This is a genomic window from Pseudomonas sp. 3B-A001-10F (genome assembly GCF_056313565.1).
The window spans coordinates 27,317-48,260 of record NZ_JBQYFW010000042.1 but is presented as its reverse complement, the minus strand read 5'-3'; the positions used below and the strand labels follow the sequence as shown (position 1 = coordinate 48,260).

Here is a 20,944-nt window from a genome sequence, read left to right as displayed (position 1 = left end):
ACATCGTTGGGTTTTACAACAACGAACGGTTGCACTCGAAACTGGGATATCTGCCACCGACCGCTTACGAGCGGGCGATGGCGTCAAAACCACCTATCGAGGTGTCCGGAATTAGTTGACCACTGCAGTCGGCCCCCTCTCCCTCCGGGAGAGGGCTGGGGTGAGGGGCTCTTGATCCAGCACCGGGATCTAAATCCACAGTCCATATCGAACAAGTATCACCACCCCGCCCAATTAATATTGTACGAACCCACCCCCCTTTCCAATACTCGCCCTCAGCAACCACCCACCCGGGCCGGATGCGAACAGGCGAGGGAATGCGCATGTCTTGCGCATAGCAACGGCCGATTGCCCGGGACGTGGATGCCGAGAGCCGCAAGGCTCCCTTCCCCGCTATCAGGAGATCGACTGCAATGATCATCGATATCAGCTGCTATCCCACGGATCTCGTGGACCTCGCCTGGAGGCATGACGGTGACCCGTTCACCGGCGAGCGTCTGCTGGAGATGATGGATGGCCCGTACATGGTCAACGGCAAGCCGCGCCGTATCGACAAAGCCTTCATCCAGCCACCGCAGGGCAACACGATTTACACCTGGACCGACGGCGACCTCAGCGGCCGCGAATCCATCGACGCCTACATGGCCTACACCCTGAAAATGGTCCAGACCTACCCGGACCGCTTCATCGGCTGCTTCGTCTACAACCCGCGCTGCGGCGTGGAAAACGGCGTCGAGGCGATCGAGCGCTACGTCAAGGAACACGGCTTCAAGATGGTACAGATGCAGGCCAACATGCATGCCTACCGGCCTGACCGTGCACTTGACTGGGTGCGCCCATGCTTCGAGAAATGCGCCGAGCTGGGCATTCCGGTCAAGCTGCACACCGGCGATGGGCCTTACAGCATCCCGTCGGAATGGGTGCCGATGATCAAGGAGTTTCCCAACGTCAACTTCATCATGGCCCACTTCGGCGTGCAGACCGGCGGCGTCTATGTGTTCGAACCGATGCAATGGGCGATGGAATTGCCCAACGTCTACTGCGAATCCGGCTGGTGCCTGCAATCGCGGATCGTCGAATTCGCCAAGGTCTTGCCGACGCACAAGATCCTCTTCGGCACCGACACCCCGCCGAACGAACCGGGCATGTGGCTGCGCCTGCTCGAAGTGCTTTGCCACGAGCCGCCGCAAGGCCTGAACCTCGACGAGGACACCCTCGAAGAGTATCTGGGCAACAACACCGCGCGGATGATCGGCCTTGAGCCAACCCCGCCACCGCGTTCCGTTTCCGAAGCAGAGGCGCAACTCAAGCGTCCCGTCACTACTCAACTGGCCAGGAGCTGAACCGATGATCATCGACACCCATCTGCACCCCACCAATCTGGTCGACGAGGCCTGGCGCCACACCGGCGAACCGTTCACCGGTGAGCGCATGCTCAAGTTGATGGACGGCCCGTACATGATCAACGGCAAACCGCGCCGCATCGACATGGGTTTCATCCAGCCGCCACCGGGCAACACCGGTTATCGCGACGGCAACCGCCGGGGCCGCGAGGGCGTGCGCGACTACATGTCCTACGTCGCCGAACTCTGTGTGAAGTACCCGGACCGCTTCATCGGCAACTTCAACTTCAACCCGCGCTGGGGGCCGGAAAACGGTGCGGCGGAGCTGGAATTCCACATCAAGGAATACGGCTTCAAGATGCTCAAACTGCACGCCAACATGCACGGCTATCGCCCGGATCGCGCACTCGACTGGTTGCGCCCGGCGATGAAGGTCTGCGCCAAGTACAACATCGTTGTGCTGATCCACACCGGCGACGGCCCGTACACGATTCCGACGATGTTCTACCCGATCATCCGCGAGTTTCCGATGGTCAATTTCATCATCGGCCACTTCGGTATCCAGACTGGTGGCAACTACTCATTCGAAGCGTTCTGGATGGCCATGGACACGCCGAACGTTTACTGCGAATCGGGCTGGTGCTTCCAGTCGCGGATCGTCGAATTCGCCAAGGAGCTGCCGCGCAACAAGATCGTGTTTGGCACCGATTCGCCGCCGAACGAACCGGGCATGTGGCTGCGCGAACTTGAGGTGTTGTGCTCACCGGCGCCGCAAGGCCTGGGCATCGATGAGGATCATCTCGAAGACTACCTGGGCAACAACATCGCCCGGTTGTGCGGGATCGAACCGACGCCACCGCCCAAGAATCTGGTCGAGGCCGACATACGCCTGACCACCACCTATCTGTAGCCATACACATACCCCACTGTAGGAGTGAGCCTGCTCGCGATAGCGGTGTGTCATTTAGCGGTGATAGTGACTGATACACCGCTATCGCGAGCAGGCTCACTCCTACAGGGGATCAGTGTTCAACCCAGGCACACAGCGACTTTACAGGCACGAAGATGACCCGGCGTTCGCTCGACCGGCAGGCCAACGGCTGGCCGCGCGATCGCCCTCTCAACCCTGCGTGCCTGCTTTTTACGAGGTGACACCATGACCCGTTCGACGCTCGGCGATTCTCAGGACTTTCACGTGTTCATCGACGCCTATCGCCGTGAGTACCCGGACGATGTGCTGACTGTCACCCCAGCGATTTCCGCCGATCAGGACGTCACCGCCCTGGTCGATGCCCTCGCCGCCCAAGGTCGCGATCCACTGCTGATCTGCGAACACGTCGGCAACCTCGGTGTGCCGGTGGCGACCAATCTGTTTGCCTCCCGAACCCGCATTGCCCGGCTGTTCGGCATCACTGCGGCGCAGTTGCACGAAACCTTCCAGACCCGCGCCAACCAGCCCATCGCACCACGCTATGTGGAGAGCGGTCCGATCCTCGATGAGGTCTTCGAAGGCGAAGCGCTGGACCTGGCGCTGCTGCCGATGCTCAAGCATTTCGCCAGCGATCGCGGCCCATACATCACTAACGCCATCATCATTGCCGAGGACCCGCTGACCGGCATCGCCAACATGAGCTATCACCGCTCGATGCGCCACGCCCGGCAAGCACTTGCGACCAGCCTGCATTCCCGTGGGCACTTGTGGCGGATGTTGCAGACCGCTCGCGAGCGTGGCGAAGAACTGCGCGTGGCGATGGTCGTCGGTGCGCATCCGTTGTTCATGCTCGCCGCCGCTGCACGTTTGCCCTACGGCAGCGATGAACGCGCTGTGGCTGGCGGACTGTTCGGCGCACCGCTGGAGCTGGTGAAAACCCCGCGCTACGGCATCGGTGTACCAGCGTATGCCGAGTTCGTGCTGGAAGGTGCGATCGACCCGGCGGCATACGCCGAGGAAGGCCCGTTCGGTGAGTTCAGCGGTTACTCCTCGGATCGTTCGACCAACAACGTGCTGCGCGTGGATACGCTGTTAAAGCGCAAAGACGCCTGGCTGGTCGACGTCATGGGCGGCCGCTACGCCGAACACCTGACCCTCGCCCGCCTGCCGCGCGAAGCGGAAATGAGCGAGAAACTGAAAGCGCGTTTCCCCGCCGTCACCGCCGTGCATTACCCCAATTCCGGCACGCACTTTCACTGCTACGTGGCGCTGGATCAGAGCCGCGACGGCGAGGCGCGGCAGATCATGCTGGCGCTGCTCGGCTGGGATCCGTACCTGAAAACCGTGATCGCGGTGGACAGCGACATCGACATCAGCGATGACAACCAGGTGCTGTGGGCGCTGGCCACGCATTTCCAGCCGCATCTGGATATTTTTACCATTGATGGCTTGCCGGGCAGTCCGCTCGATCCATCGTCCTCGGTGAATGGCACCACCTCGCGGATGGGCCTCGATGCAACTCGCGGCTCCGGGTTTGACGGAATCACGGCGCAGCTCGATCAAGAGGTACTCGAACGCGCGCGGGTTCTGCTCAAAGGACTTGAATCATGAACCGCCAGCGGATGGTGGTCGGTATCAGCGGCGCGTCCGGGTTTATCTATGGCGTGCGACTCCTGCAATTGCTCGCCGAGCTGAACATCGAAAGCCACCTGATCATCAGCCGTGCCGCGCTGCTGACCATGGCCCACGAAACCGACTACAAATTGGCCGACGTGACCGCGCTGGCCAGCCATTACCACCGCGCCGATGACGTCGCTGCCGGAATTGCCAGTGGCTCGTTTCGTTGCCTGGGCATGGTCGTCGCGCCGTGTTCGATGCGCACCTTGGCGGAAATCGCCACCGGCACGTCATCAGGACTGATCGGCCGCGCCGCCGACGTCACGCTCAAGGAACGCCGCACGCTGGTGTTGATGGCCCGCGAAACGCCGCTGACCCTCGCCCATCTGCACAACATGACCGCCGTCACCGAGATGGGCGGGATCATCGCCCCGCCGGTGCCCGCCTTTTACGCGCGCCCGGAGAACCTGACGCAAATGGTCGACCACAGCCTCGGGCGCGTGCTCGACCTGTTCGGCCTCGATGCGGGCGTCGCCACCCGCTGGCGAGAACACACAACCCCCTGTAGGAGTGAGCCTGCTCGCGATGACGTTGTATCAATCACATAAATGTCGGCTGATACACCGCCATCGCGAGCAGGCTCACTCCTACAGAAAAGCAGCATCACCCGAATTCAGTGTGCACCGGTCAATCAAAGGAGCCTCACCATGAACACCCCATTCAACGCCCCAACCCGCAACAGCAAAATCCCCGTGACCATCCTCACCGGCTTCCTCGGCGCGGGTAAAACCACCCTGCTCAATTACATCCTCAAGGAAAACCACGGCCGCAAAATCGCCGTGATCGAAAACGAGTTCGGCGAAGTCGGTATCGACGGCGACCTCGTCCTCAGCTCCGAGACCGAAGAAATCTACGAGATGGTCAACGGCTGCGTGTGCTGCACTGCCGAGGTTCGCGAGGACCTGGTGCGCATCGTCCGCGAACTGGTGGCGCGCCCGGTGCGCCTCGATCACATCCTTATCGAGACCAGTGGCCTGGCCGATCCGTATCCAGTGGCGCAGAGCTTTTTCATCAATGACCCGATCGCCGAAGAAGTAGAACTCGACGCGATCGTAACCATGGTCGACGCCAAACACATCGCTCAGCATCTGGAGGATCTGCAACTCGATGGCGTCGACAATCAGGCGGTGGACCAGATTGTCTGCGCCGACCGGATCGTCATCAACAAGGTCGATCTGGTCAGCACTGAGGAAGTGGAAACCCTGCGCGGCAAGATCCGTGGCTTGAACGCCACAGCGGATCTGGTGACCTCGACTCACGCGCAAATCGATCTTACGAAAATCCTCGGCATCGGCGCATTCGAATGCACGCAGAAGCTCATGGAAATCGGTGCTGAACCTGAGCACCACGACCACCACGATCATCATCACGAAGCGCCCGATCACGAACACGATCCAAGCGTGTCATCGGTGGGCATCGCCGTGGACGGCGCGGTCAACCTGATGGCTTTCCACCGCTGGATCAGCGAACTACGTTCCTCCCAGGCCGACAATCTGTACCGCATGAAAGGCGTGCTGGCGGTGGCCAACGAGGACCAGCGCTACGTGCTGCAAGGCGTGCACAGTCTGGTGGAATTCCGCGCCTCGACCGCGTGGGGCACGGAGCCCCGCTCGAGCAAGATCGTATTCATCGGCCGCGACCTCGACCGCGCGGCGCTGAACCAGGGCTTCGCCGCCTGCCTGGCAGGCTGAAACAAGGCATCGAAGCCGGTGGATGGCGGCTTCGCAGCACGAATGACTGATGTTCGCCACTTGGGGCTGCACAAGTCCCTGTGGGAGCGAGCTTGCTCGCGAAGAGGCCGTCACATTCAACCTCTCAGTTGACTGACATATCGCCTTCGCGAGCAAGCTCGCTCCCACAGGGTTCCACTGTGTCCTTGAGCTGATCAGCATCAGACGAATACCCCTCTCTACCGCATAAAAACAGCCAGAGGTGTTTCCCCATGTCGTCAGCCCCATCTCCAACGCAATCCGCCGCCACCGTGCACCCCGTCGACCGCATTTTACCGGTGCGACAGATGCTCACCCTCGGCCTGCAACACATGGCCGTGTCGTACATCGGCGCCATCGCCGTGCCGTTGATTGTCGCCAGTGCCTTGAAAATGTCTCATGCCGACACGGTGGTGCTGATCAGCACCACGCTGTTCTGCTCGGGCATCGCCACCCTGTTGCAAACCGTTGGTTTCTGGAAATTCGGCGTGCGCCTGCCAATTCTGCAAGGCGTGGCGTTCAGTAGCGTCGGCCCGGTGATCGCCATCGGCAGCAACCCGGAGGTGGGCTTTGCCGGGGTCTGCGGGGCGGTGATCGGCGCGGGGATTTTCACCATGCTGATAGCGCCGTTCGTGGGTCGATTGCGGCGATTTTTTCCGCCGGTGGTGACCGGTTGCATCGTCACCGTGATCGGCTTGCAGTTGTTCCCGATTGCCTATGAATGGGTCGGCGGCGGGCGCAACGCGAGCAACTTCGGCGCCCCGGCGTTTCTCGGTGTGGCGGTGGTGGTGTTGCTGACGATTCTGCTGGTCAACCGCTACGGCAGCCCGCTACTGCGCAACATGGCGGTGCTGATCGGCATGCTGATCGGTGCAGGCCTCGCGTATGGCCTCGGCATGGGCAGTTTCCACAGCGTCGAAGAAGCGCCGTGGCTGACCGTACCCTACCCGTTCTATTTCGGCCTGCCGACTTTCAGCCTGATCCCGATCGCGACCATGGTGGTGGTGATGATCGTGCAGATGGTCGAGTCGATGGGGCTGTTCGTGGCCATCGGCGACATCGTTGAAAAACCGGTCGAGGACAAACAAGTCATCAATGGCCTGCGCGCCAACGGCCTGGCCAGCACCATCGCCGGGATGTTCGCCGCGTTTCCGTTTATCGCCTTCATGGAAAACGTCGGCCTGGTGATTCTGACCGGCGTGCGCAGCCGTTGGGTGGTCGCAGTCAGCGGCCTGCTGATGTGCTCGATTGCCCTGGTGCCGAAGGCCGGCGCAATCATCGCCTCGATGCCGACCGCTGCCCTCGGTGGCGCTGGCATTGCGATGTTCGGCGTAGTCGCGGCGGCGGGCATTCAGACCCTCGCCAAAGTCGACTACGAGCGCAATCGCTACAACGTGCTGATCGTCGGTTTCACCATCGCCGCCGCGCTGGTACCGGTGCTCGCGCCAACCTTGTTCAAACAACTCCCCGAGTGGTCGCAGCCGTTCCTGCACAGCAGCGTGGTCATCGCCTGCCTGGTGTCGGTGCTGCTCAACGCCGCGCTGAATGGCGTCAGTGTGGCGGAAACCACCGCCAGCAAATCCGCCTCGCACATCCTTTAGTTTGGAGCTGCCCATGACTCAACTTCAGAACATCCTGATCAAGCACCCGGTCGCGGTGATGACCGGCCTGCGCGGCCCCCGCGCGCGGGCCGGCGCCGTGGACATCCGCGTGGTCAACGGGCGCATCGCCGAAATGGCCGCGAACCTTGAACCACAACCCGGCGAACGGGTGATCGACGCGCGCAACTGCGTGGTCTACCCGGGCTGGATCAACACCCACCATCACCTGTTCCAGAACCTGCTCAAAGCCGTGCCCGAAGGCCTGAATCAGGATCTGCAAGGCTGGCTGGCGAGCGTGCCCTACCCGCGCCTTAACCGCTTTACCCCGCAACTGGCGCGAATCGCTGCACGGCTGGGCATGGTCGAACTGCTGCTGTCCGGCGTCACCACCTGCGCCGATCACCATTACCTCTATCACGCCCACGGCAGCACCGAGACCGGTGATCTGCTGTTCGATCTGGCGGATGAGTTTGGCCTGCGCTTTGTCCTGTGCCGTGGCGGCGCGCTGGAATCGGCCAGCGCCCATCCGGGCTTCTCGAAAACCGCACTGCAACCGGAAAGCCTTGAGCAAATGGTCGGCGATATCGAACGGTTGAAATCGCGGTACCACCAGGACACCCCGGACGCGATGCGCCGCGTGGTGGTCGCCCCGACCACGCCAACGTTCTCGCTGCCGCCAACCCTGTTGCGCGAACTCGCGCACACCGCGCGCGGCCTTGGCTTACGCCTGCACACACACTTATCGGAAACGCAAAACTACGTGAATTTCTGCCGCGAAAAATACAATTGCCTGCCGGTGGAATTCGTCGCCGAGCACGAATGGCTCGGCCCGGACGTCTGGTTCGCCCATGCCGTGCATCTACAACCCGGTGAAATCCGCATGCTCGCGCAGACCGGCACCGGCGTCTCCCACTGCCCGGTGAGTAACGCTCGGCTGGGCAGCGGCGTGGCGCCTGTGCCGCAGATGTATGAGGCCGGCGTGCCGATTTCCCTGGGAGTGGATGGCGTAGCCTCGAACGAGTCCGGAAGCATGGTTGGCGAAGCCAACACTGCATGGCTGATCCACCGCGCAGAACAAGGCGCCTCGGCGACCACGGTGGAAGATGTCATTCACTGGGGCACGGCGGGCGGCGCGCAAGTGCTAGGCCTCGGCGCCGTTGGCACACTTGAAGTCGGTCAGGCGGCGGATCTGGTGATCTACAGCCTCGACCATCCACGCTTCTATGGCTTCCACGACAGCGCCGTCGCGCCCGTGGTAGCGGGTGAACCGATCACGGTGAAATACAGCCTGGTCGGCGGCCGCGTGGTCGTGGAGAACGGCGTGATTCCGGGCCTGGACATCGAACGCATGCGCGCCGAAGCATGGGAAGGTGTGCAGCAACTGATGAACGTCGACGACTGATTCCAATCCACCACAACTTCAATGTGGGAGCGAGCCTGCTCGCGAAGGCATATTGTCAGCCACTGCAACATTGACTGATCCAACGCTTTCGCGAGCAAGCTCGCTTCCACATAAAGCCGTCGCATTCGCGACTTTCGGCTTTCTCGACTAACGTTATTACCTCATCGGACAGAGCCCCAGCCCGCAATACAGGGCTCTTTTTCAAGGAGAGACTGATGACGTCGCGTCGCAACATCGAACAGACCTACCGCACCTGGTCCAGCCCGATTCTGCTGGAGCTGAAAAAACGTGAACACCAAATGGCGCCGGTCGAGCGTCAGGCCCTTGAGAATGTTCTGGTGGAAAGAAGGTTGCTGGACATCGGCGGCCCGGAGGGTATTGAACGTCGTCGCAACAGCGGTGGCTGACACTGCGCTTTCGCGAGCAGGCTCGCTCCCACAGGGTTTTGGGTAACTCACAAAGCGTGTGTTCACCGGCAATCACTGTGGGAGCGAGCCTGCTCGCGAAGAGGCCGTGTAGACGTCTTCATCATTTGGGCCGACGCACCGCCCTCACCCGCCCAGTGTCTCCGCCGCCGCAATAGAAGCGATCAGCGCCGTCGGCTTCCAGTCCGGAAACACCTTGCCCCGCGGGCATTTTCAGAGCCTCAAGGACCTTGCCATCCTGCGAATCGATCCGCCGCAGCTCACTCTCATCCGCCTCCCAAGTGCCATGCCACAACCCGCCATCCACCCAGGTCACCCCGGTGACAAACCGGTTCGATTCCAGCGTGCGCAGGATCTTGCCGGTCTGCGGATCAATCTGATGAATCTTGCGCTCGCGATACTGCCCGACCCATAACGAGCCATCCGCCCAGGCCATGCCTGAGTCGCCGCCATTCCCCGGGGCCGGGATGGTGTGGAGCACGCGCCCCGTGGCCGGATCGATCTTGTGGATGTGGCGATCAGCAATCTGGTACAGGTGCTGGCCGTCAAAAGCGGTGCCGCCGTCGGCGCCAACCTTGATCGTGCGCACGGTTTCGCCACTGGCCGGATCCAGTGCATTGAGCTGGCCGTCGCTGGCGAACCAGACCTGCTGGCCATCGAATGTCACGCCGTGAATGCCTTTGATGTCATCAAAAGGACCGTACTCGCGAAGGACTTCTGCATTTGAGTGTTTCATGGCAACTTCCTCGTGGATGTGTGGCTCCAGCCTAGCCATTGCCCAGTGACACCGGGAGTAACAAGATCGTCGCGAAACCCGGTAGCGGTGGCGTCATCCAACGCCGCGCCCGGCCGACACCGAACGCCTGCACTTTGTCCGCCCGCGCCAGAGCCTCCAAGGCGCGTTGCACCTGGCGCTGGCTGTTGCCCAAAGCCAATGCCAGCGCTGAACTCGACCAGGCCTCGCCGTCGGCGAGCAAAGCCAGTAACGCCGCGTATTTGTCTTCGATCGGCAGTGTCAGCAGTGCCAAGTCCTCGGCCATCAGCGCAAAGCCCCTTGGCGTTGCGGCGATATTCGCCAGTGGCTTCAGTGCCGCACGCAAGCGGCCAATTTCGACCCGCAGGCGAGCACGGTGCGATTCATCCGTGAGGGGGAAACCAAAGGCTGTGGCGAACAGCGTTTCGCGCGCCACATCGTCCGGCCAGGCTTGCGCAAGTAATCGTGCGAGACTGAACAGCACCGGCCGCGTGGCCAGCGCCACCGTCATGCCGGCACCGCGCACGCTGTATCGGCAGGCATCGACGATCAGTGTCGACGAGTTGAACAAAGCTTCAACCTGCGCCAGATTCACCCGTTGCGCCTGACCGGCAACGATCAGCCGCGCTGCCGGCGCAGCGAGCATGTGACTGGCGTGATCGACCTCGGCGCTCAGTGCGGTGATCCCGGCCTGTTGCGCCGCAGCCTGCGCCCGAGCCAGCGCCGCACTGGCCTTGTGTGCCTGGACCCGACGCACGGCGATTCCGGCGGCGATCAACTCATGAGCAGTACGCAGCGCCGGCGGCAACGGCGCCGGGTCAGTTTCACCCAGCAACGTTTCGGCCTCTTGCAGCTCGCCAATCAACAGCAACCGGCGAATCTGCAGATAGCGCGCGTGCGCCGCGTTCACGCCGTCACCGTGCGCCTGCAACACCTGGCGCGCCGCCTCCAGCGCCTTCACCGGCCAGCCCAGATCCCGCGCTGCCAGCGCCACTTCGGCCTCGGCGACCACACAACGCGCCCGCGACAGCGGTTCATTGCTGCCGAACGCCTTTATCGCCCGTTGCAACAACGCCTTGGCGCGGGGCAGATCACCGAGCTGAGCCATGGCAATTGCGCGCAGAGCCAGCGCCGGCGGATCCTCACGCAGAGCGACGTAGTTCAACGCGCCTAGCGGATCACCGGCGGACAGCGCGCGGCCGGCGGCGTTGATCAGCGAATCCATGGCTCGTCCGTCCCTCGGTGGCTGAATCGTGAGCTGAGTCTGATCGCTGATTATGGCGCGTTTGGACGCTTGATCGGCTGTTTCAGTTGTTGCAACATCGGCACAGCTTTTCCAATGGATGGAGTCGAGCATGCTGGATGCAAACGCTAGCCACATTACCTTCACTGTCGAAGGCGCCAACGCCGACCTGCAAGTCCTCAGCTTCACCGGTCGCGAAGCCCTCAACCAACCGTTCCGTTTCGATCTCGAACTCGTCAGCGCCCGCCCCGACCTCAATCTCGAAGAACTGCTGCACAAGCCCGGCGTCCTGACCTTCGGCCCGTCCGGCGAAGGCAAGATCCACGGTCTGGTCTATCGCATCGAGCAAGGCGACTCCGGCAAAACCCTGACCCGTTACAGCCTCAGCCTGGTGCCACAACTGGCCTACCTGCGGCATAACCACGATCAGCAGATTTTCCAGCAACTGACGGTGCCGAAGATCATCGCTCAGGTGCTGGAAGATCGCGGCATTCTTGCCGACGCCTACAGCTTCCAGCTCAACGCCGAGTACCCGGAACGCGACTACTGCGTGCAGTACGACGAATCCGACCTGCATTTCATCCAGCGCCTGTGCGAGGAAGAAGGCATTCACTTCCACTTCCAGCACAGCAGCAGCGGCCACAAACTGGTGTTCGGCGACGACCAGACCGTATTCCGCAAGCTGAAACCGGTGAGCTACCAGCAAGACTCCGGCATGGCCGCTGACAAACCGGTGATCAAACGCTTCAACCTGCGCCTGGAAACCCGCACCACCCGCGTCAGCCGCCGCGATTACGACTTCGAAAAACCGAAGATCCTCCCCGAAGGCACCGCGAAAAGCACCTTTGCCCCGGACCTCGAAGACTACGACTACCCCGGCCGCTTCACCACCCGCGAGCGCGGCAAGTTCCTCTCCACCCGCGCCCTCGAACGCCATCGCAGCGACTACAAACTCGCCGAAGGCAAAGGTGACGAACCAACCCTCACCAGTGGCCATTTCCTCACGCTCGCCGAACACCCGCGCGCCGAATGGAACGACCTGTGGCTGCTGCTGGAAGTCTTCCACGAAGGCAAACAACCGCAAGTGCTCGGCGAAAACGTCACCAGCGACGTCACCGACAACAAAAGCGATTTCCACCAGGGCTACCGCAACAGCTTCCTCGCCACCCCGTGGGACGCGCACTACCGCCCTGCCTTCGAACACCCGAAACCAAAAGTCCTCGGCAGCCAGACCGCCGTCGTCACCGGCCCCGCAGGCGAAGAAATCCACTGCGACCAGTACGGCCGCATCAAAGTGCAATTCCACTGGGACCGTGACGGTCAGTCCAACGACAAAACCACCTGCTGGATGCGCGTCGCCAGCGGCTGGGCCGGCGCCGCGTACGGCGGCATCGCCATCCCGCGCATCGGCATGGAAGTCCTCGTCACCTTCCTCGAAGGCGATCCCGATCAGCCATTGGTCACCGGATGCCTGTACCACAAGGAAAACGTCGTCCCTTACGACCTGCCGGCAAACAAGACCCGCAGCACGTTCAAAACCCTGAGCTCACCGGGCGGCAAGGGCTATAACGAGTTCCGCATCGAAGACAAGAAAGGCGTCGAGCAAATCTACATCCATGCCCAACGCGACTGGGACGAAAACATCGAGCACGACCAGAAGATCCGCGTCGGTAACGAACGGCACGACACCGTTGAAGCCAATACGCTGAGCGAGTTCAAGGTTGAGGAACACCGGATTACCCATCTGGATCGAATCAGCGAGATGCGCGCGGATGATCACCTGACGGTGGGTGTGACGCAGCATGTAAAAGTCGGCACTGCTCAATTCGTCGAAGCCGGCAGCGAAATCCACTACCACGCTGGCGACAAGGTCGTGGTAGACGCCGGCATGGAACTCACCGCCAAGGCTGGCGGCAATTTCGTGAAAGTCGACGCTGGTGGCGTAACCATCAGCGGCGCCGAGGTGAAGGTCAACACTGGCGGCTCGCCTGGGGTGGGCAGCGGCATCGGGATTTTGGTGCCGTTGACTCCCGGCGCAGTTGACACCGATAAATTCGGCCAATTGCCTGACAGCGCGCCGCGCAGTCACAAGGCGCGCTACCTGTTGCTGGATGAGAAAACCGGTGAACCTCTGGTGGGCACCCCATATACGTTGAAGCTCGCTGATGGCACCCGAATTGCCGGTTATACCAACGAAGAAGGAAAAACCTTTCAGGCACTCAGCAGCAGCCCGGCAGAGGTCGAACTGCTGACACCTGTTCGCAAACCCGAGCCTGAAGAACCGTTGATCAGGGCCGGGGAAAGCGCACCCAAGGAAATGACCCTGGACTTCAAAAACGCCAACTCGGAGGGCTGAATCATGCCGGTCATGCAACCACCTCAAACGCCACAAGGCTGCACGAACACCAGTATCGAAGGTACGGTCAAACAAGCACCGCTGCCCAATCCTGATAACAAACCTTATCTGATGGAAAAAGCCAATTACGCATCGCGGTTTCCCAGATTAACGATAAAAAAAGCCAAAGATGGTGACTTCACCGGCATGGAGCTTAAACAGCTGGTAATGAGTGGATTGATTCGGGCAGATGAATACCGCTGGGATTTCAAATGGGATTACAAAGCTGAAGTCTGCTTCGACATGTCGTCCCTCCCCCCCAAACCATTCCTGAGTTCCTCATGGCTGGGCGATGACGTGAAGCCAGATCCCACGCGACGCCATTCACTCTTTCCATTCCCTAAAGGTTCAGTCAAAGGATTATTACGGCGTCCCGACGTTATCATCGTCAAGACACGCAGCTTACGTTGGCCGGGACAAGCTGGAACGGATCATCAAGGTGTTGCGCACCCGGATAATCTGGAGAGGCTAGTGGAAGTGAAGTTTCCCGGGGACGTCCTCGGTATGGCACAGCGAGAGGCTTATCTGGATATAGCAGGTGGCCCAAACCGTTTTTCTGTACTCGAAATCAATGATTGTCGAGATGACGGCGAGCGTGAACGCGACCGCGAATACAACAGACAACATAAGCCGACTGGTGAGTTCAACCCACAGCAATGGCCTGTTTTGCTGCCCCCGGCCGGAGGCCCGGGGCAAGCCCCAAGACCCGCTCCGGTACCTGTTCCCGCGTACGGCCCAACAGCGACACCCAGACCGGCGCGGGTCGAAAGCTGGACGCAACTTCAAGAGGCCGTTGAAGGGCTCTTGGAGCAAGGTGCTCAGGGCATTCGAAGGCTATCGCAAGAAATGCAACAACACCTCGAAGACGCCGCTACGTGGCTCGGAATCAAGGGTCAATGGATTAGACGTGAGTCTCAAAAAGCCTGGGAATGGGTCAGTGAAACAGGTGCGAAGGTCGTTCGCTGGACGGATGAGCAACTCAGGGCTGCGTGGAAGGAAATTCAGCATTTCACCGACCTGACCTTGGAAAAGCTCAAGGAAATCGACTGGATGCAAGTATTGATTGACGTAGGAACAGTCGTTGCCACCGTTGTGGTGGCTTTTGCTATTGGAGCGGCACTGGTTGCTGCCGGTGTGCCTGCTGCTATCGTCGCAGCAATTTTGGTTATCGTTCGACTGGCTCAGCTTTCATGGGCCGTGCTGGTCACCATTTTGGGCGGCGCTGCTATCACTGCTGCGGCGACAGCCTGATAAAAGAGAGCTTTATGAATACATTGGAAAAACTGAGCGAACAAGCTCCAGACCTGACGTTTGAGCTACCCGATAACACCCCCGTTGTACGACTCGGGTTGATCGCAACCCTCTACTTCAAGGAAGGCTACTCGCTGCAAAGCAAGCGCAATGTCATGCAATGCTTCACCCGATTCAAGGAAGAGTTCGGCCAGCATCTGAAGGGACAGTTCGACGACCGCTACAAGAAACTGACAGATTCCGGATTCAGCAAAACCCAGGAAAAAATCCGCGAGTCAGGGCCGAACGAACAATACGAATGGCACATCAGCAGCGCCGCAACCGCGAACGAAGCTGCTGCGTACAGCCTGTCCGCACTGAACTCGTTCGAGGTGCATGGCGATCAAAAACGCTCATACCTGAAGATGACATTGCCCTGGAGTTTCCTGAAAGAGCCCGATGGCGTCGCGCGCTTTCAAGAATGGCTGGTTTACTTGTGCGATCAGGTTGAAGCCGAACATGGCTACGGCGGACTTTCGAGCATACTGCCCTACGACTTCGATCGTTACATGCCCATGGAATTTCAACTGGCGCAGCAATATGTCGGTCTGGAAGTTGACTCAATGGTGCACAACTTCAAACGAGAACTGCTTGATCACATCAAAGGTGTCAACTGGTACACCATTGTTGGCACTCGATTTACCGAGCAACTGGGAGGCAAAGACGGATTACGCCACGCCTTCAGCGGACGTGGCGACGTCGAGATGCTGGATTATCAGGGCGGAGTGATCATTCGCGCCGGCGCTTTACCCGAACTGGGCGCTATCCATGAACCTCTACCCGTCACCTATGTAGCGGTGAACCGTGTTTTGAAACAGCTTCGTAATCCAAAACCCGATCAACTGCACACTTATTCACCCTACGGTAACTGCTTCGAACAAGACAGTACCGAGCGCTGGTACGCGCGATTCGACCAAGACGATGCGCATTCGAAAACTCCAGCACGAATAGAGGCCGGTCAGCCTTGTAGCGCCGCGGGTTATTGGTTCAGCCCTGCACAGGCAAACTCCCGACGTTACTTCGACTTGGGGGAAACCATGCCTGGGTTCAGTGGCTCGAATTGGGGCGATACGCTTTGGTATTGGTCGGGGGAAGCGTGAGTGAATTCATCCGAGCAATCCGGCGCTTTTCAGCAGCTCCTGCAAGCCATTCGGCACCAAAGGCGCCTGCTCGCTGAAGCTTGAGCTGTCATGCCAGCGTGCAGTGAAGGGCGCGCCGTCGCTTTCATGGCCATCGATCTGTGCGTTGTCGTAGACGCCCTGATCGACGAACGTCGCGTCGTATACCTGGACAATTTCGTGACCCGGTTCGCCGTTGTAGACGAAGAGGCTTTCGAGTGTGCCGAGCAGACGCACGTCACTCATGGACAGGCCCAACTCCTCCTGCACTTCGCGCACGATTGCTTCGGCGCTGGTCTCGCCAAATTCAATACCGCCGCCAATAGGCCGAAAGCAGGTTTGCTGGCTGGCCGGGTCGCGAAATTCGTTAACCAGAATTTTGCCGTGGTGATGAAAAACGCAAAGTGCGAGCGCGCGAATGCGGTGTTCGGCCATGACTGAAGTCCATTTACAAGTGTGGGGGCGCGGCATTTAAACATGCTTTACGCGACACACCCGTGGACGTCACTGGAAAAGGGTCGCTTCAGACCGGAGAAATCGTTGCGAGCAGACCGATCAGAATGGTCAGTGTCAGAAAGCCACCCAGAAAAAACGCCATCTTGTTCATGTTGCTCTCCTCAATGCTGAGCTTGCGGTGCACTGGGCGCTTCGGGATGAAGGACTGCCGCGAGTGCCGAACCGTGGGGCTATTTTGAGCGGATGACTGAACTGGTAACAGAGGCAGATCCGGCGAAAAAATACGGATCAGATGCGCATCTGATCCGCATGGGCCATGGACTGATATTCAGATCGCGGCACAAGGGTTCAATTTCGGCATGGTTGATCTAGAGTCATTGCCGTCGCGACAACAACAAGAAAAATCCTGGAGTGAACATGACCGACCTGAACCTGCAACCCAACGTCGCCGCATCGCTGGGCAAATGGCACGAAATGATCCGCACCGGCGACCTCAGCGCCTTGCCCGGCCTGCTCGACCCGCAAGCCGTGTTCCGCTCGCCGATGGCCCACACGCCTTATCCGGGCGCGCCGGTGGTATCGATGGTCCTCAATACCGTGTTCGAGGTGTTTGAAGACTTCACCTATCACCGTGAGCTGGCGACTGCCGATGGCTTGAATGTGATTCTGGAGTTCAGCGCCAAGGTGGGTTCGAAGGAGCTGAAAGGCATCGATATGATTCGCTTTGATGAGGGCGGGAAGATTGTCGAGTTCGAGGTGATGGTGCGGCCACTCAGCGGTCTGCAGGCCTTGGGCGAAGAGATGGGCCGGCGGCTCGGTGCTTATCTGGCGTCCGCCAAAGCCCTGTAGGAGCTGCCGCAGGCTGCGATCTTTTGATCTTGATCTTTCAAAAGCAAGATCAAGATCAAAAGATCGCAGCCTCGTTTCACTCGACAGCTCCTACAAAACTATTTGCCATAAAAAAGCCCACTGACCGTCGCCGGTTCAGTGGGCTTTGTGTGTCAGGCGTTTAGTTACAGCGCCATGTCACGTGCAGCGTTTTCCTTCGGAGCTTCAGCCTTTTCAGCTGCAGGTGCGGCCGGGGCAGCAGCCTGACCGATCACTGGAGGTGTCGGCAGTTCGAGGATCTTGGCGGTGTAAGCCCACTCTGCAGCTACTTTGGCTGGATCGTTGTTCAGCTGAGTGCCGTAGCTTGGAACGATCTGGTGCAGCTTGGTTTGCCACTCTGGGGTCGCGACTTTGTCTTTGAAGACTTTCTGCAGCACGCTCAGCATGATCGGTGCAGCGGTCGACGCGCCTGGCGATGCGCCTAGCAGGCCGGCGATGGAACCGTCTTGTGCAGCAACGATTTCGGTGCCCAGTTTCAGCACGCCGCCAGCGGCTTCATCACGCTTGATGATTTGCACGCGTTGGCCGGCTTGCCACAGGCGCCAGTCTTCGGCTTTGGCGTTCGGGAAGTATTCCTTCAGCGCGTTCAGACGGTCTTCATCCGACAGCATCAGTTGGCCAGCCAGGTACTCGACCAGCGGGTATTCCTTGATGCCGACCTTGGTCATAGGCCAGATGTTGTGGGTGGTGGTGCTGGTCAGCAGGTCCAGGTACGAGCCTTCCTTGAGGAACTTGGTGCTGAAGGTCGCGAACGGGCCAAACAGGATGACGCGCTTGCCGTCCAGGACACGGGTGTCCAGGTGCGGAACGGACATCGGTGGGGCGCCAACCGACGCTTTACCGTAGGCCTTGGCCAAGTGCTGTTCAGCGATGGCCGGGTTATCGGTCACCAGGAACGAACCACCGACCGGGAAGCCAGCGTATTCCTTGGCTTCAGGAATGCCCGACTTCTGCAGCAGGTGCAGTGCACCGCCGCCAGCGCCGATGAAGACGAACTTGGCATCGGTTTCGGTTTTAGTGCCGTCTTTCAGGTTTTTGTAGCTGACGCGCCAAGTGCCATCGGCATTCTTGGTGATGTCCTGGACTTCGCTCGACAGTTTCAGATCGAAGTTAGGCTTGGTTTGCAGGTACGCAGCGAACTGGCGGGTGATTTCGCCGAAGTTCATGTCGGTACCCAACGGGCTCCAGGTGGCCGCGATTTTCTGGTTCGGGTCACGCCCTTCCATCATCAGCGGGACCCACTTCTTGATCACAGCCGGGTCTTCGGAGTACTGCATGCCGGCGAACAGCGGGCTCGCTTGCAGGGCTTCGTAGCGCTTTTTCAGGAACTTGATGTTGTCATCGCCCCACACGAAGCTCATGTGCGGCGTGGTGTTGATGAACGAGCGAGGGTTCTTCAGAACGCCTTGCTGAACCTGCCAGGCCCAGAACTGACGGGAGACCTGGAACGCTTCGTTGATCTCGACGGCTTTCGGGATCGTCACGTTGCCTTTGTCGTCTTCCGGGGTGTAGTTCAGCTCAGCGAGCGCCGAGTGACCGGTACCGGCGTTGTTCCAGCCGTTGGAGCTTTCCAGGGCGACGCCGTCGAGGCGCTCGACCATTTCCATCGACCAGCTTGGCTCCAGCTCATTGATCCACACACCGAGGGTGGTGCTCATGATGCCGCCGCCGATCAGCAGGACGTCGACTTTCTTTGCTTCGTCAGCATTGGCGGATGTCATCCCCATCGCCAAAGCCAGACCCAGCAGGGCTGTGTTCACTTTCTTAAACATCTGTTGCACCTATGATAAAACGCCTTCCGCCCGCCGCTGTTATCTGTATGCGATCCGCTTTGATGACGCTCAGGCTCGCGTCGCAGATTCCGGCACACTTCAATTTTGACGGGTGGGCACACAAGGCCGACATGCTGCATCGACCTCAGTTAATGTCCCTTCTGAACTGACTTCTTATCATTATTGGCTCAGCTACTTGAGCGACAGGGATTCCGTCAGCCCGCCCGAAGGCAAGCAAACTGAATAAGGTCAAACCAAGTTGGCGCGAAGAATATCACGTCAGGGCAAACCCGCGCGTCTGTTCCCGACTTGAGAGTCTTTTTCCGCTCAGGGACTTATCGGCCGCCAGTCGCTGAACATGACCCTCTGATGAGTGCGTCGACGCAGACCATCCTGCATTCAAGTGTAGTTGCCCAGACATTGAGCACTTTTGGGCAGTGCCTTGCTCAAGCATTATCTGCTACGTTGTACGACGACTGACAAATTAGTCGTCAACCCCATAACAACAAGGGAAACAACCTCAATGACCAAGACCCGACTCCTGATCGGCTTTCTCTGTGCCTTCAACGGTTACGCGATGGCCGCCTCTGCTCCGGCGGAAAAAGACGTTGCCCAAGCGGTGGATCATCTGACCCAGGCGATGCTGCACAAGGACATCGCCGAACTGAACGCGCTCACCGCGCCCAACCTGACTTATGGCCATTCCAGCGGCAAGATCCAGGACAAGAAAGAGTTCATCGCCGACATCGAAACCGGCAAGAGCGCGTTCAAGACCCTGGAAATGCAGCACCAGACCATCACCCTGTCCGGCGACACCGCGCTGGTCCGCCACCACTTTTCCGCACAGGCGCTGAAGGGGACCGAGGTGGTGCCGACGGAGATCGAGAACTTTCAGATCTGGCAGAAGCAGGATGGCAAGTGGTTGCTGGTGGGACGGCAGGCGTTCAAGTTCTGATCGTGGTGAATTTATCCAGCATTAGTGTTGGCTGAATTGACCTCTTCGCGAGCAAGCTCGCTCCCACTGTGTTCGGTGGCGCAGCGAATATTGCATTTACACCACGAAACCTGTGGGAGCGAGCTTGCTCGCGAAAGCGCTAGCCCGGCCAACACAAATACGATGGATTTCACCACTACAACCGAAACCGATCCACCGACTGCGCCAACTGCCCCGCCAGACTCGACAATTCATCCGTGGTATTCGCCGTTTGCCCGATCACCCGGCTGTTGCCTTCGGACATCCCGGCAATCATTTCCACCTGATGGGCGATCTCGTTACTGGCCTGGCTTTGCTCGCCAATCGTGCGAGTGATGTCGTTGACCAGTTGCGTCGTGCTCAACGTCGCATCGAGAATTTCGCGGATGGCCCGCTCGACATCCGCCGTCACCGCCATGCCCTTGTCGACCTGCGCGACACCCGCCTCCATGCTGCTGACCGCCTCGCGGGTGCTGTGTTGAATGCGCGCGACCATTGCCGCGATTTCCTGGGTTGAGGCACTGGTGCGCGCCGCCAGACTACGCACTTCGTCCGCGACCACCGCAAAACCCCGACCCTGCTCGCCGGCACGGGCCGCTTCAATGGCGGCATTGAGCGCCAGCAGATTGGTCTGGTCGGCAATGCTCTTGATCACCTGAATGATGTTGAAAATGGCTTCGGATTCCTGATCCAGCGTGCGGATCACCTGCGCCGACTGTTGTGCTGATCGGGCGATATCGTCCATGTCGCTGACCACTTGATGAATGACACCGCCGCCCTCCTTGGCCAGGGTTTCGGCCTGACTGGCCATGCTCAGGGCTCGTTCGGCGTGGCGGGTGATTTCCTCGATACTCGCGGTCATCTGGCTGGCGGCAGCGGCCATGGTGCCGGCGGCGACGCTTTGTTGCTGGCTGCTGTCGGCGACCTGATGGCAGCCGTGGCTGAGTTGCTCGCTCATGCCACTGAC

Annotated in this window: 18 protein-coding genes; 13 read left to right on the top strand and 5 right to left on the bottom strand. The window is 59.8% G+C overall.

Annotated elements, in window-relative coordinates:
* The first annotated feature begins 413 nt into the window (after positions 1 to 413).
* The 8 genes from AC0ZWN_RS26165 (at position 414) to AC0ZWN_RS26130 (ending at position 9,070) form a co-directional block, all read left to right on the top strand.
* Positions 414 to 1,343 (top strand): amidohydrolase family protein, encoded by a 930-nt coding sequence (locus AC0ZWN_RS26165; RefSeq protein ID WP_476337232.1) that lies wholly within the window; start codon positions 414 to 416, stop codon positions 1,341 to 1,343.
* Between the two features lie 4 nt (positions 1,344 to 1,347).
* On the top strand, positions 1,348 to 2,253 hold the full coding sequence (locus AC0ZWN_RS26160; RefSeq protein WP_476337230.1) for an amidohydrolase family protein: 906 nt from the start codon (positions 1,348 to 1,350) through the stop codon (positions 2,251 to 2,253).
* Positions 2,254 to 2,499: 246 nt separating this feature from the next.
* Entirely contained in the window at positions 2,500 to 3,885 is a 1,386-nt protein-coding gene (locus AC0ZWN_RS26155; RefSeq protein ID WP_476337228.1) for a UbiD family decarboxylase, read from the top strand.
* Positions 3,882 to 4,499 (top strand): UbiX family flavin prenyltransferase, encoded by a 618-nt coding sequence (locus AC0ZWN_RS26150; protein ID WP_476337227.1) that lies wholly within the window; start codon positions 3,882 to 3,884, stop codon positions 4,497 to 4,499. The genes AC0ZWN_RS26155 and AC0ZWN_RS26150 overlap by 4 nt, the downstream gene beginning before the upstream one ends.
* 99 nt (positions 4,500 to 4,598) lie before the next feature.
* Positions 4,599 to 5,642: a CobW family GTP-binding protein gene (locus AC0ZWN_RS26145; RefSeq protein ID WP_476337225.1), complete on the top strand. Its 1,044-nt coding sequence runs from the start codon at positions 4,599 to 4,601 to the stop codon at positions 5,640 to 5,642.
* Positions 5,643 to 5,893: 251 nt separating this feature from the next.
* On the top strand, positions 5,894 to 7,261 hold the full coding sequence (locus AC0ZWN_RS26140; protein WP_257358201.1) for a nucleobase:cation symporter-2 family protein: 1,368 nt from the start codon (positions 5,894 to 5,896) through the stop codon (positions 7,259 to 7,261).
* A gap of 13 nt (positions 7,262 to 7,274) precedes the next feature.
* Positions 7,275 to 8,663 (top strand): amidohydrolase family protein, encoded by a 1,389-nt coding sequence (locus AC0ZWN_RS26135; RefSeq protein WP_099758658.1) that lies wholly within the window; start codon positions 7,275 to 7,277, stop codon positions 8,661 to 8,663.
* 215 nt (positions 8,664 to 8,878) lie between these two features.
* Complete coding sequence (locus AC0ZWN_RS26130; RefSeq protein WP_095047481.1) at positions 8,879 to 9,070, top strand: hypothetical protein; 192 nt, start codon at positions 8,879 to 8,881, stop codon at positions 9,068 to 9,070.
* Positions 9,071 to 9,191: 121 nt separating this feature from the next.
* On the opposite strand, the gene AC0ZWN_RS26125 is transcribed toward AC0ZWN_RS26130, so the two are convergent.
* The gene (locus tag AC0ZWN_RS26125; RefSeq protein WP_476337222.1) at positions 9,192 to 9,824 is read right to left on the bottom strand and encodes a Vgb family protein; all 633 of its coding nucleotides are present in this window, start codon (positions 9,822 to 9,824) and stop codon (positions 9,192 to 9,194) included.
* Between the two features lie 31 nt (positions 9,825 to 9,855).
* Positions 9,856 to 11,067: a helix-turn-helix domain-containing protein gene (locus tag AC0ZWN_RS26120; protein WP_476337221.1), complete on the bottom strand. Its 1,212-nt coding sequence runs from the start codon at positions 11,065 to 11,067 to the stop codon at positions 9,856 to 9,858.
* Positions 11,068 to 11,197: 130 nt separating this feature from the next.
* On the opposite strand from AC0ZWN_RS26120, the gene AC0ZWN_RS26115 reads away from it, so the two are divergent.
* Genes AC0ZWN_RS26115 through AC0ZWN_RS26105 form a run of 3 tightly spaced genes read left to right on the top strand, consistent with a single transcriptional unit; the run spans position 11,198 to position 15,870 of the window.
* A complete protein-coding gene (locus tag AC0ZWN_RS26115; protein ID WP_476337219.1) occupies positions 11,198 to 13,441 on the top strand; it encodes a type VI secretion system Vgr family protein in 2,244 nt (747 codons plus the stop codon).
* 3 nt (positions 13,442 to 13,444) lie between these two features.
* The gene (locus tag AC0ZWN_RS26110; RefSeq protein WP_476337217.1) at positions 13,445 to 14,731 is read left to right on the top strand and encodes a VRR-NUC domain-containing protein; all 1,287 of its coding nucleotides are present in this window, start codon (positions 13,445 to 13,447) and stop codon (positions 14,729 to 14,731) included.
* A gap of 14 nt (positions 14,732 to 14,745) precedes the next feature.
* Positions 14,746 to 15,870, top strand: a complete 1,125-nt coding sequence (locus AC0ZWN_RS26105) for a type VI immunity family protein (RefSeq protein WP_476337216.1) — start codon at positions 14,746 to 14,748, stop codon at positions 15,868 to 15,870.
* A gap of 6 nt (positions 15,871 to 15,876) precedes the next feature.
* Here AC0ZWN_RS26105 and AC0ZWN_RS26100 read toward each other — a convergent pair whose 3' ends face one another.
* A complete protein-coding gene (locus AC0ZWN_RS26100; RefSeq protein WP_476337214.1) occupies positions 15,877 to 16,323 on the bottom strand; it encodes an NUDIX hydrolase in 447 nt (148 codons plus the stop codon).
* Between the two features lie 438 nt (positions 16,324 to 16,761).
* On the opposite strand from AC0ZWN_RS26100, the gene AC0ZWN_RS26095 reads away from it, so the two are divergent.
* Positions 16,762 to 17,193: a nuclear transport factor 2 family protein gene (locus AC0ZWN_RS26095; RefSeq protein ID WP_476337213.1), complete on the top strand. Its 432-nt coding sequence runs from the start codon at positions 16,762 to 16,764 to the stop codon at positions 17,191 to 17,193.
* Between the two features lie 164 nt (positions 17,194 to 17,357).
* On the opposite strand, the gene mqo is transcribed toward AC0ZWN_RS26095, so the two are convergent.
* Positions 17,358 to 19,004 (bottom strand): malate dehydrogenase (quinone), encoded by a 1,647-nt coding sequence (mqo, locus tag AC0ZWN_RS26090; protein WP_093438917.1) that lies wholly within the window; start codon positions 19,002 to 19,004, stop codon positions 17,358 to 17,360.
* Between the two features lie 523 nt (positions 19,005 to 19,527).
* Between mqo and AC0ZWN_RS26085 the strand changes: the two genes are divergently transcribed.
* The gene (locus AC0ZWN_RS26085) at positions 19,528 to 19,959 is read left to right on the top strand and encodes a nuclear transport factor 2 family protein (protein WP_320337111.1); all 432 of its coding nucleotides are present in this window, start codon (positions 19,528 to 19,530) and stop codon (positions 19,957 to 19,959) included.
* 175 nt (positions 19,960 to 20,134) lie between these two features.
* On the opposite strand, the gene AC0ZWN_RS26080 is transcribed toward AC0ZWN_RS26085, so the two are convergent.
* Positions 20,135 to 20,860 (bottom strand): methyl-accepting chemotaxis protein, encoded by a 726-nt coding sequence (locus AC0ZWN_RS26080; RefSeq protein ID WP_443200748.1) that lies wholly within the window; start codon positions 20,858 to 20,860, stop codon positions 20,135 to 20,137.
* Positions 20,861 to 20,944: the final 84 nt, after the last annotated feature.

Excerpts from the sequence above, each read along its gene's own strand:
- AC0ZWN_RS26165 (WP_476337232.1), top strand. The coding sequence starts at position 414 with ATGATCATCGATATCAGCTGCTATCCCACGGATCTCGTGGACCTCGCC.
- mqo (WP_093438917.1), bottom strand. The coding sequence starts at position 19,004 with ATGTTTAAGAAAGTGAACACAGCCCTGCTGGGTCTGGCTTTGGCGATG.
- AC0ZWN_RS26135 (WP_099758658.1), top strand. The coding sequence starts at position 7,275 with ATGACTCAACTTCAGAACATCCTGATCAAGCACCCGGTCGCGGTGATG.
- AC0ZWN_RS26085 (WP_320337111.1), top strand. The coding sequence starts at position 19,528 with ATGACCAAGACCCGACTCCTGATCGGCTTTCTCTGTGCCTTCAACGGT.
- AC0ZWN_RS26080 (WP_443200748.1), bottom strand. The coding sequence starts at position 20,860 with ATGGCCGCTGCCGCCAGCCAGATGACCGCGAGTATCGAGGAAATCACC.
- AC0ZWN_RS26160 (WP_476337230.1), top strand. The coding sequence starts at position 1,348 with ATGATCATCGACACCCATCTGCACCCCACCAATCTGGTCGACGAGGCC.
- AC0ZWN_RS26110 (WP_476337217.1), top strand. The coding sequence starts at position 13,445 with ATGCCGGTCATGCAACCACCTCAAACGCCACAAGGCTGCACGAACACC.
- AC0ZWN_RS26100 (WP_476337214.1), bottom strand. The coding sequence starts at position 16,323 with ATGGCCGAACACCGCATTCGCGCGCTCGCACTTTGCGTTTTTCATCAC.
- AC0ZWN_RS26120 (WP_476337221.1), bottom strand. The coding sequence starts at position 11,067 with ATGGATTCGCTGATCAACGCCGCCGGCCGCGCGCTGTCCGCCGGTGAT.
- AC0ZWN_RS26115 (WP_476337219.1), top strand. The coding sequence starts at position 11,198 with ATGCTGGATGCAAACGCTAGCCACATTACCTTCACTGTCGAAGGCGCC.
- AC0ZWN_RS26150 (WP_476337227.1), top strand. The coding sequence starts at position 3,882 with ATGAACCGCCAGCGGATGGTGGTCGGTATCAGCGGCGCGTCCGGGTTT.
- AC0ZWN_RS26155 (WP_476337228.1), top strand. The coding sequence starts at position 2,500 with ATGACCCGTTCGACGCTCGGCGATTCTCAGGACTTTCACGTGTTCATC.
- AC0ZWN_RS26095 (WP_476337213.1), top strand. The coding sequence starts at position 16,762 with ATGACCGACCTGAACCTGCAACCCAACGTCGCCGCATCGCTGGGCAAA.
- AC0ZWN_RS26125 (WP_476337222.1), bottom strand. The coding sequence starts at position 9,824 with ATGAAACACTCAAATGCAGAAGTCCTTCGCGAGTACGGTCCTTTTGAT.
- AC0ZWN_RS26145 (WP_476337225.1), top strand. The coding sequence starts at position 4,599 with ATGAACACCCCATTCAACGCCCCAACCCGCAACAGCAAAATCCCCGTG.
- AC0ZWN_RS26105 (WP_476337216.1), top strand. The coding sequence starts at position 14,746 with ATGAATACATTGGAAAAACTGAGCGAACAAGCTCCAGACCTGACGTTT.
- AC0ZWN_RS26140 (WP_257358201.1), top strand. The coding sequence starts at position 5,894 with ATGTCGTCAGCCCCATCTCCAACGCAATCCGCCGCCACCGTGCACCCC.
- AC0ZWN_RS26130 (WP_095047481.1), top strand. The coding sequence starts at position 8,879 with ATGACGTCGCGTCGCAACATCGAACAGACCTACCGCACCTGGTCCAGC.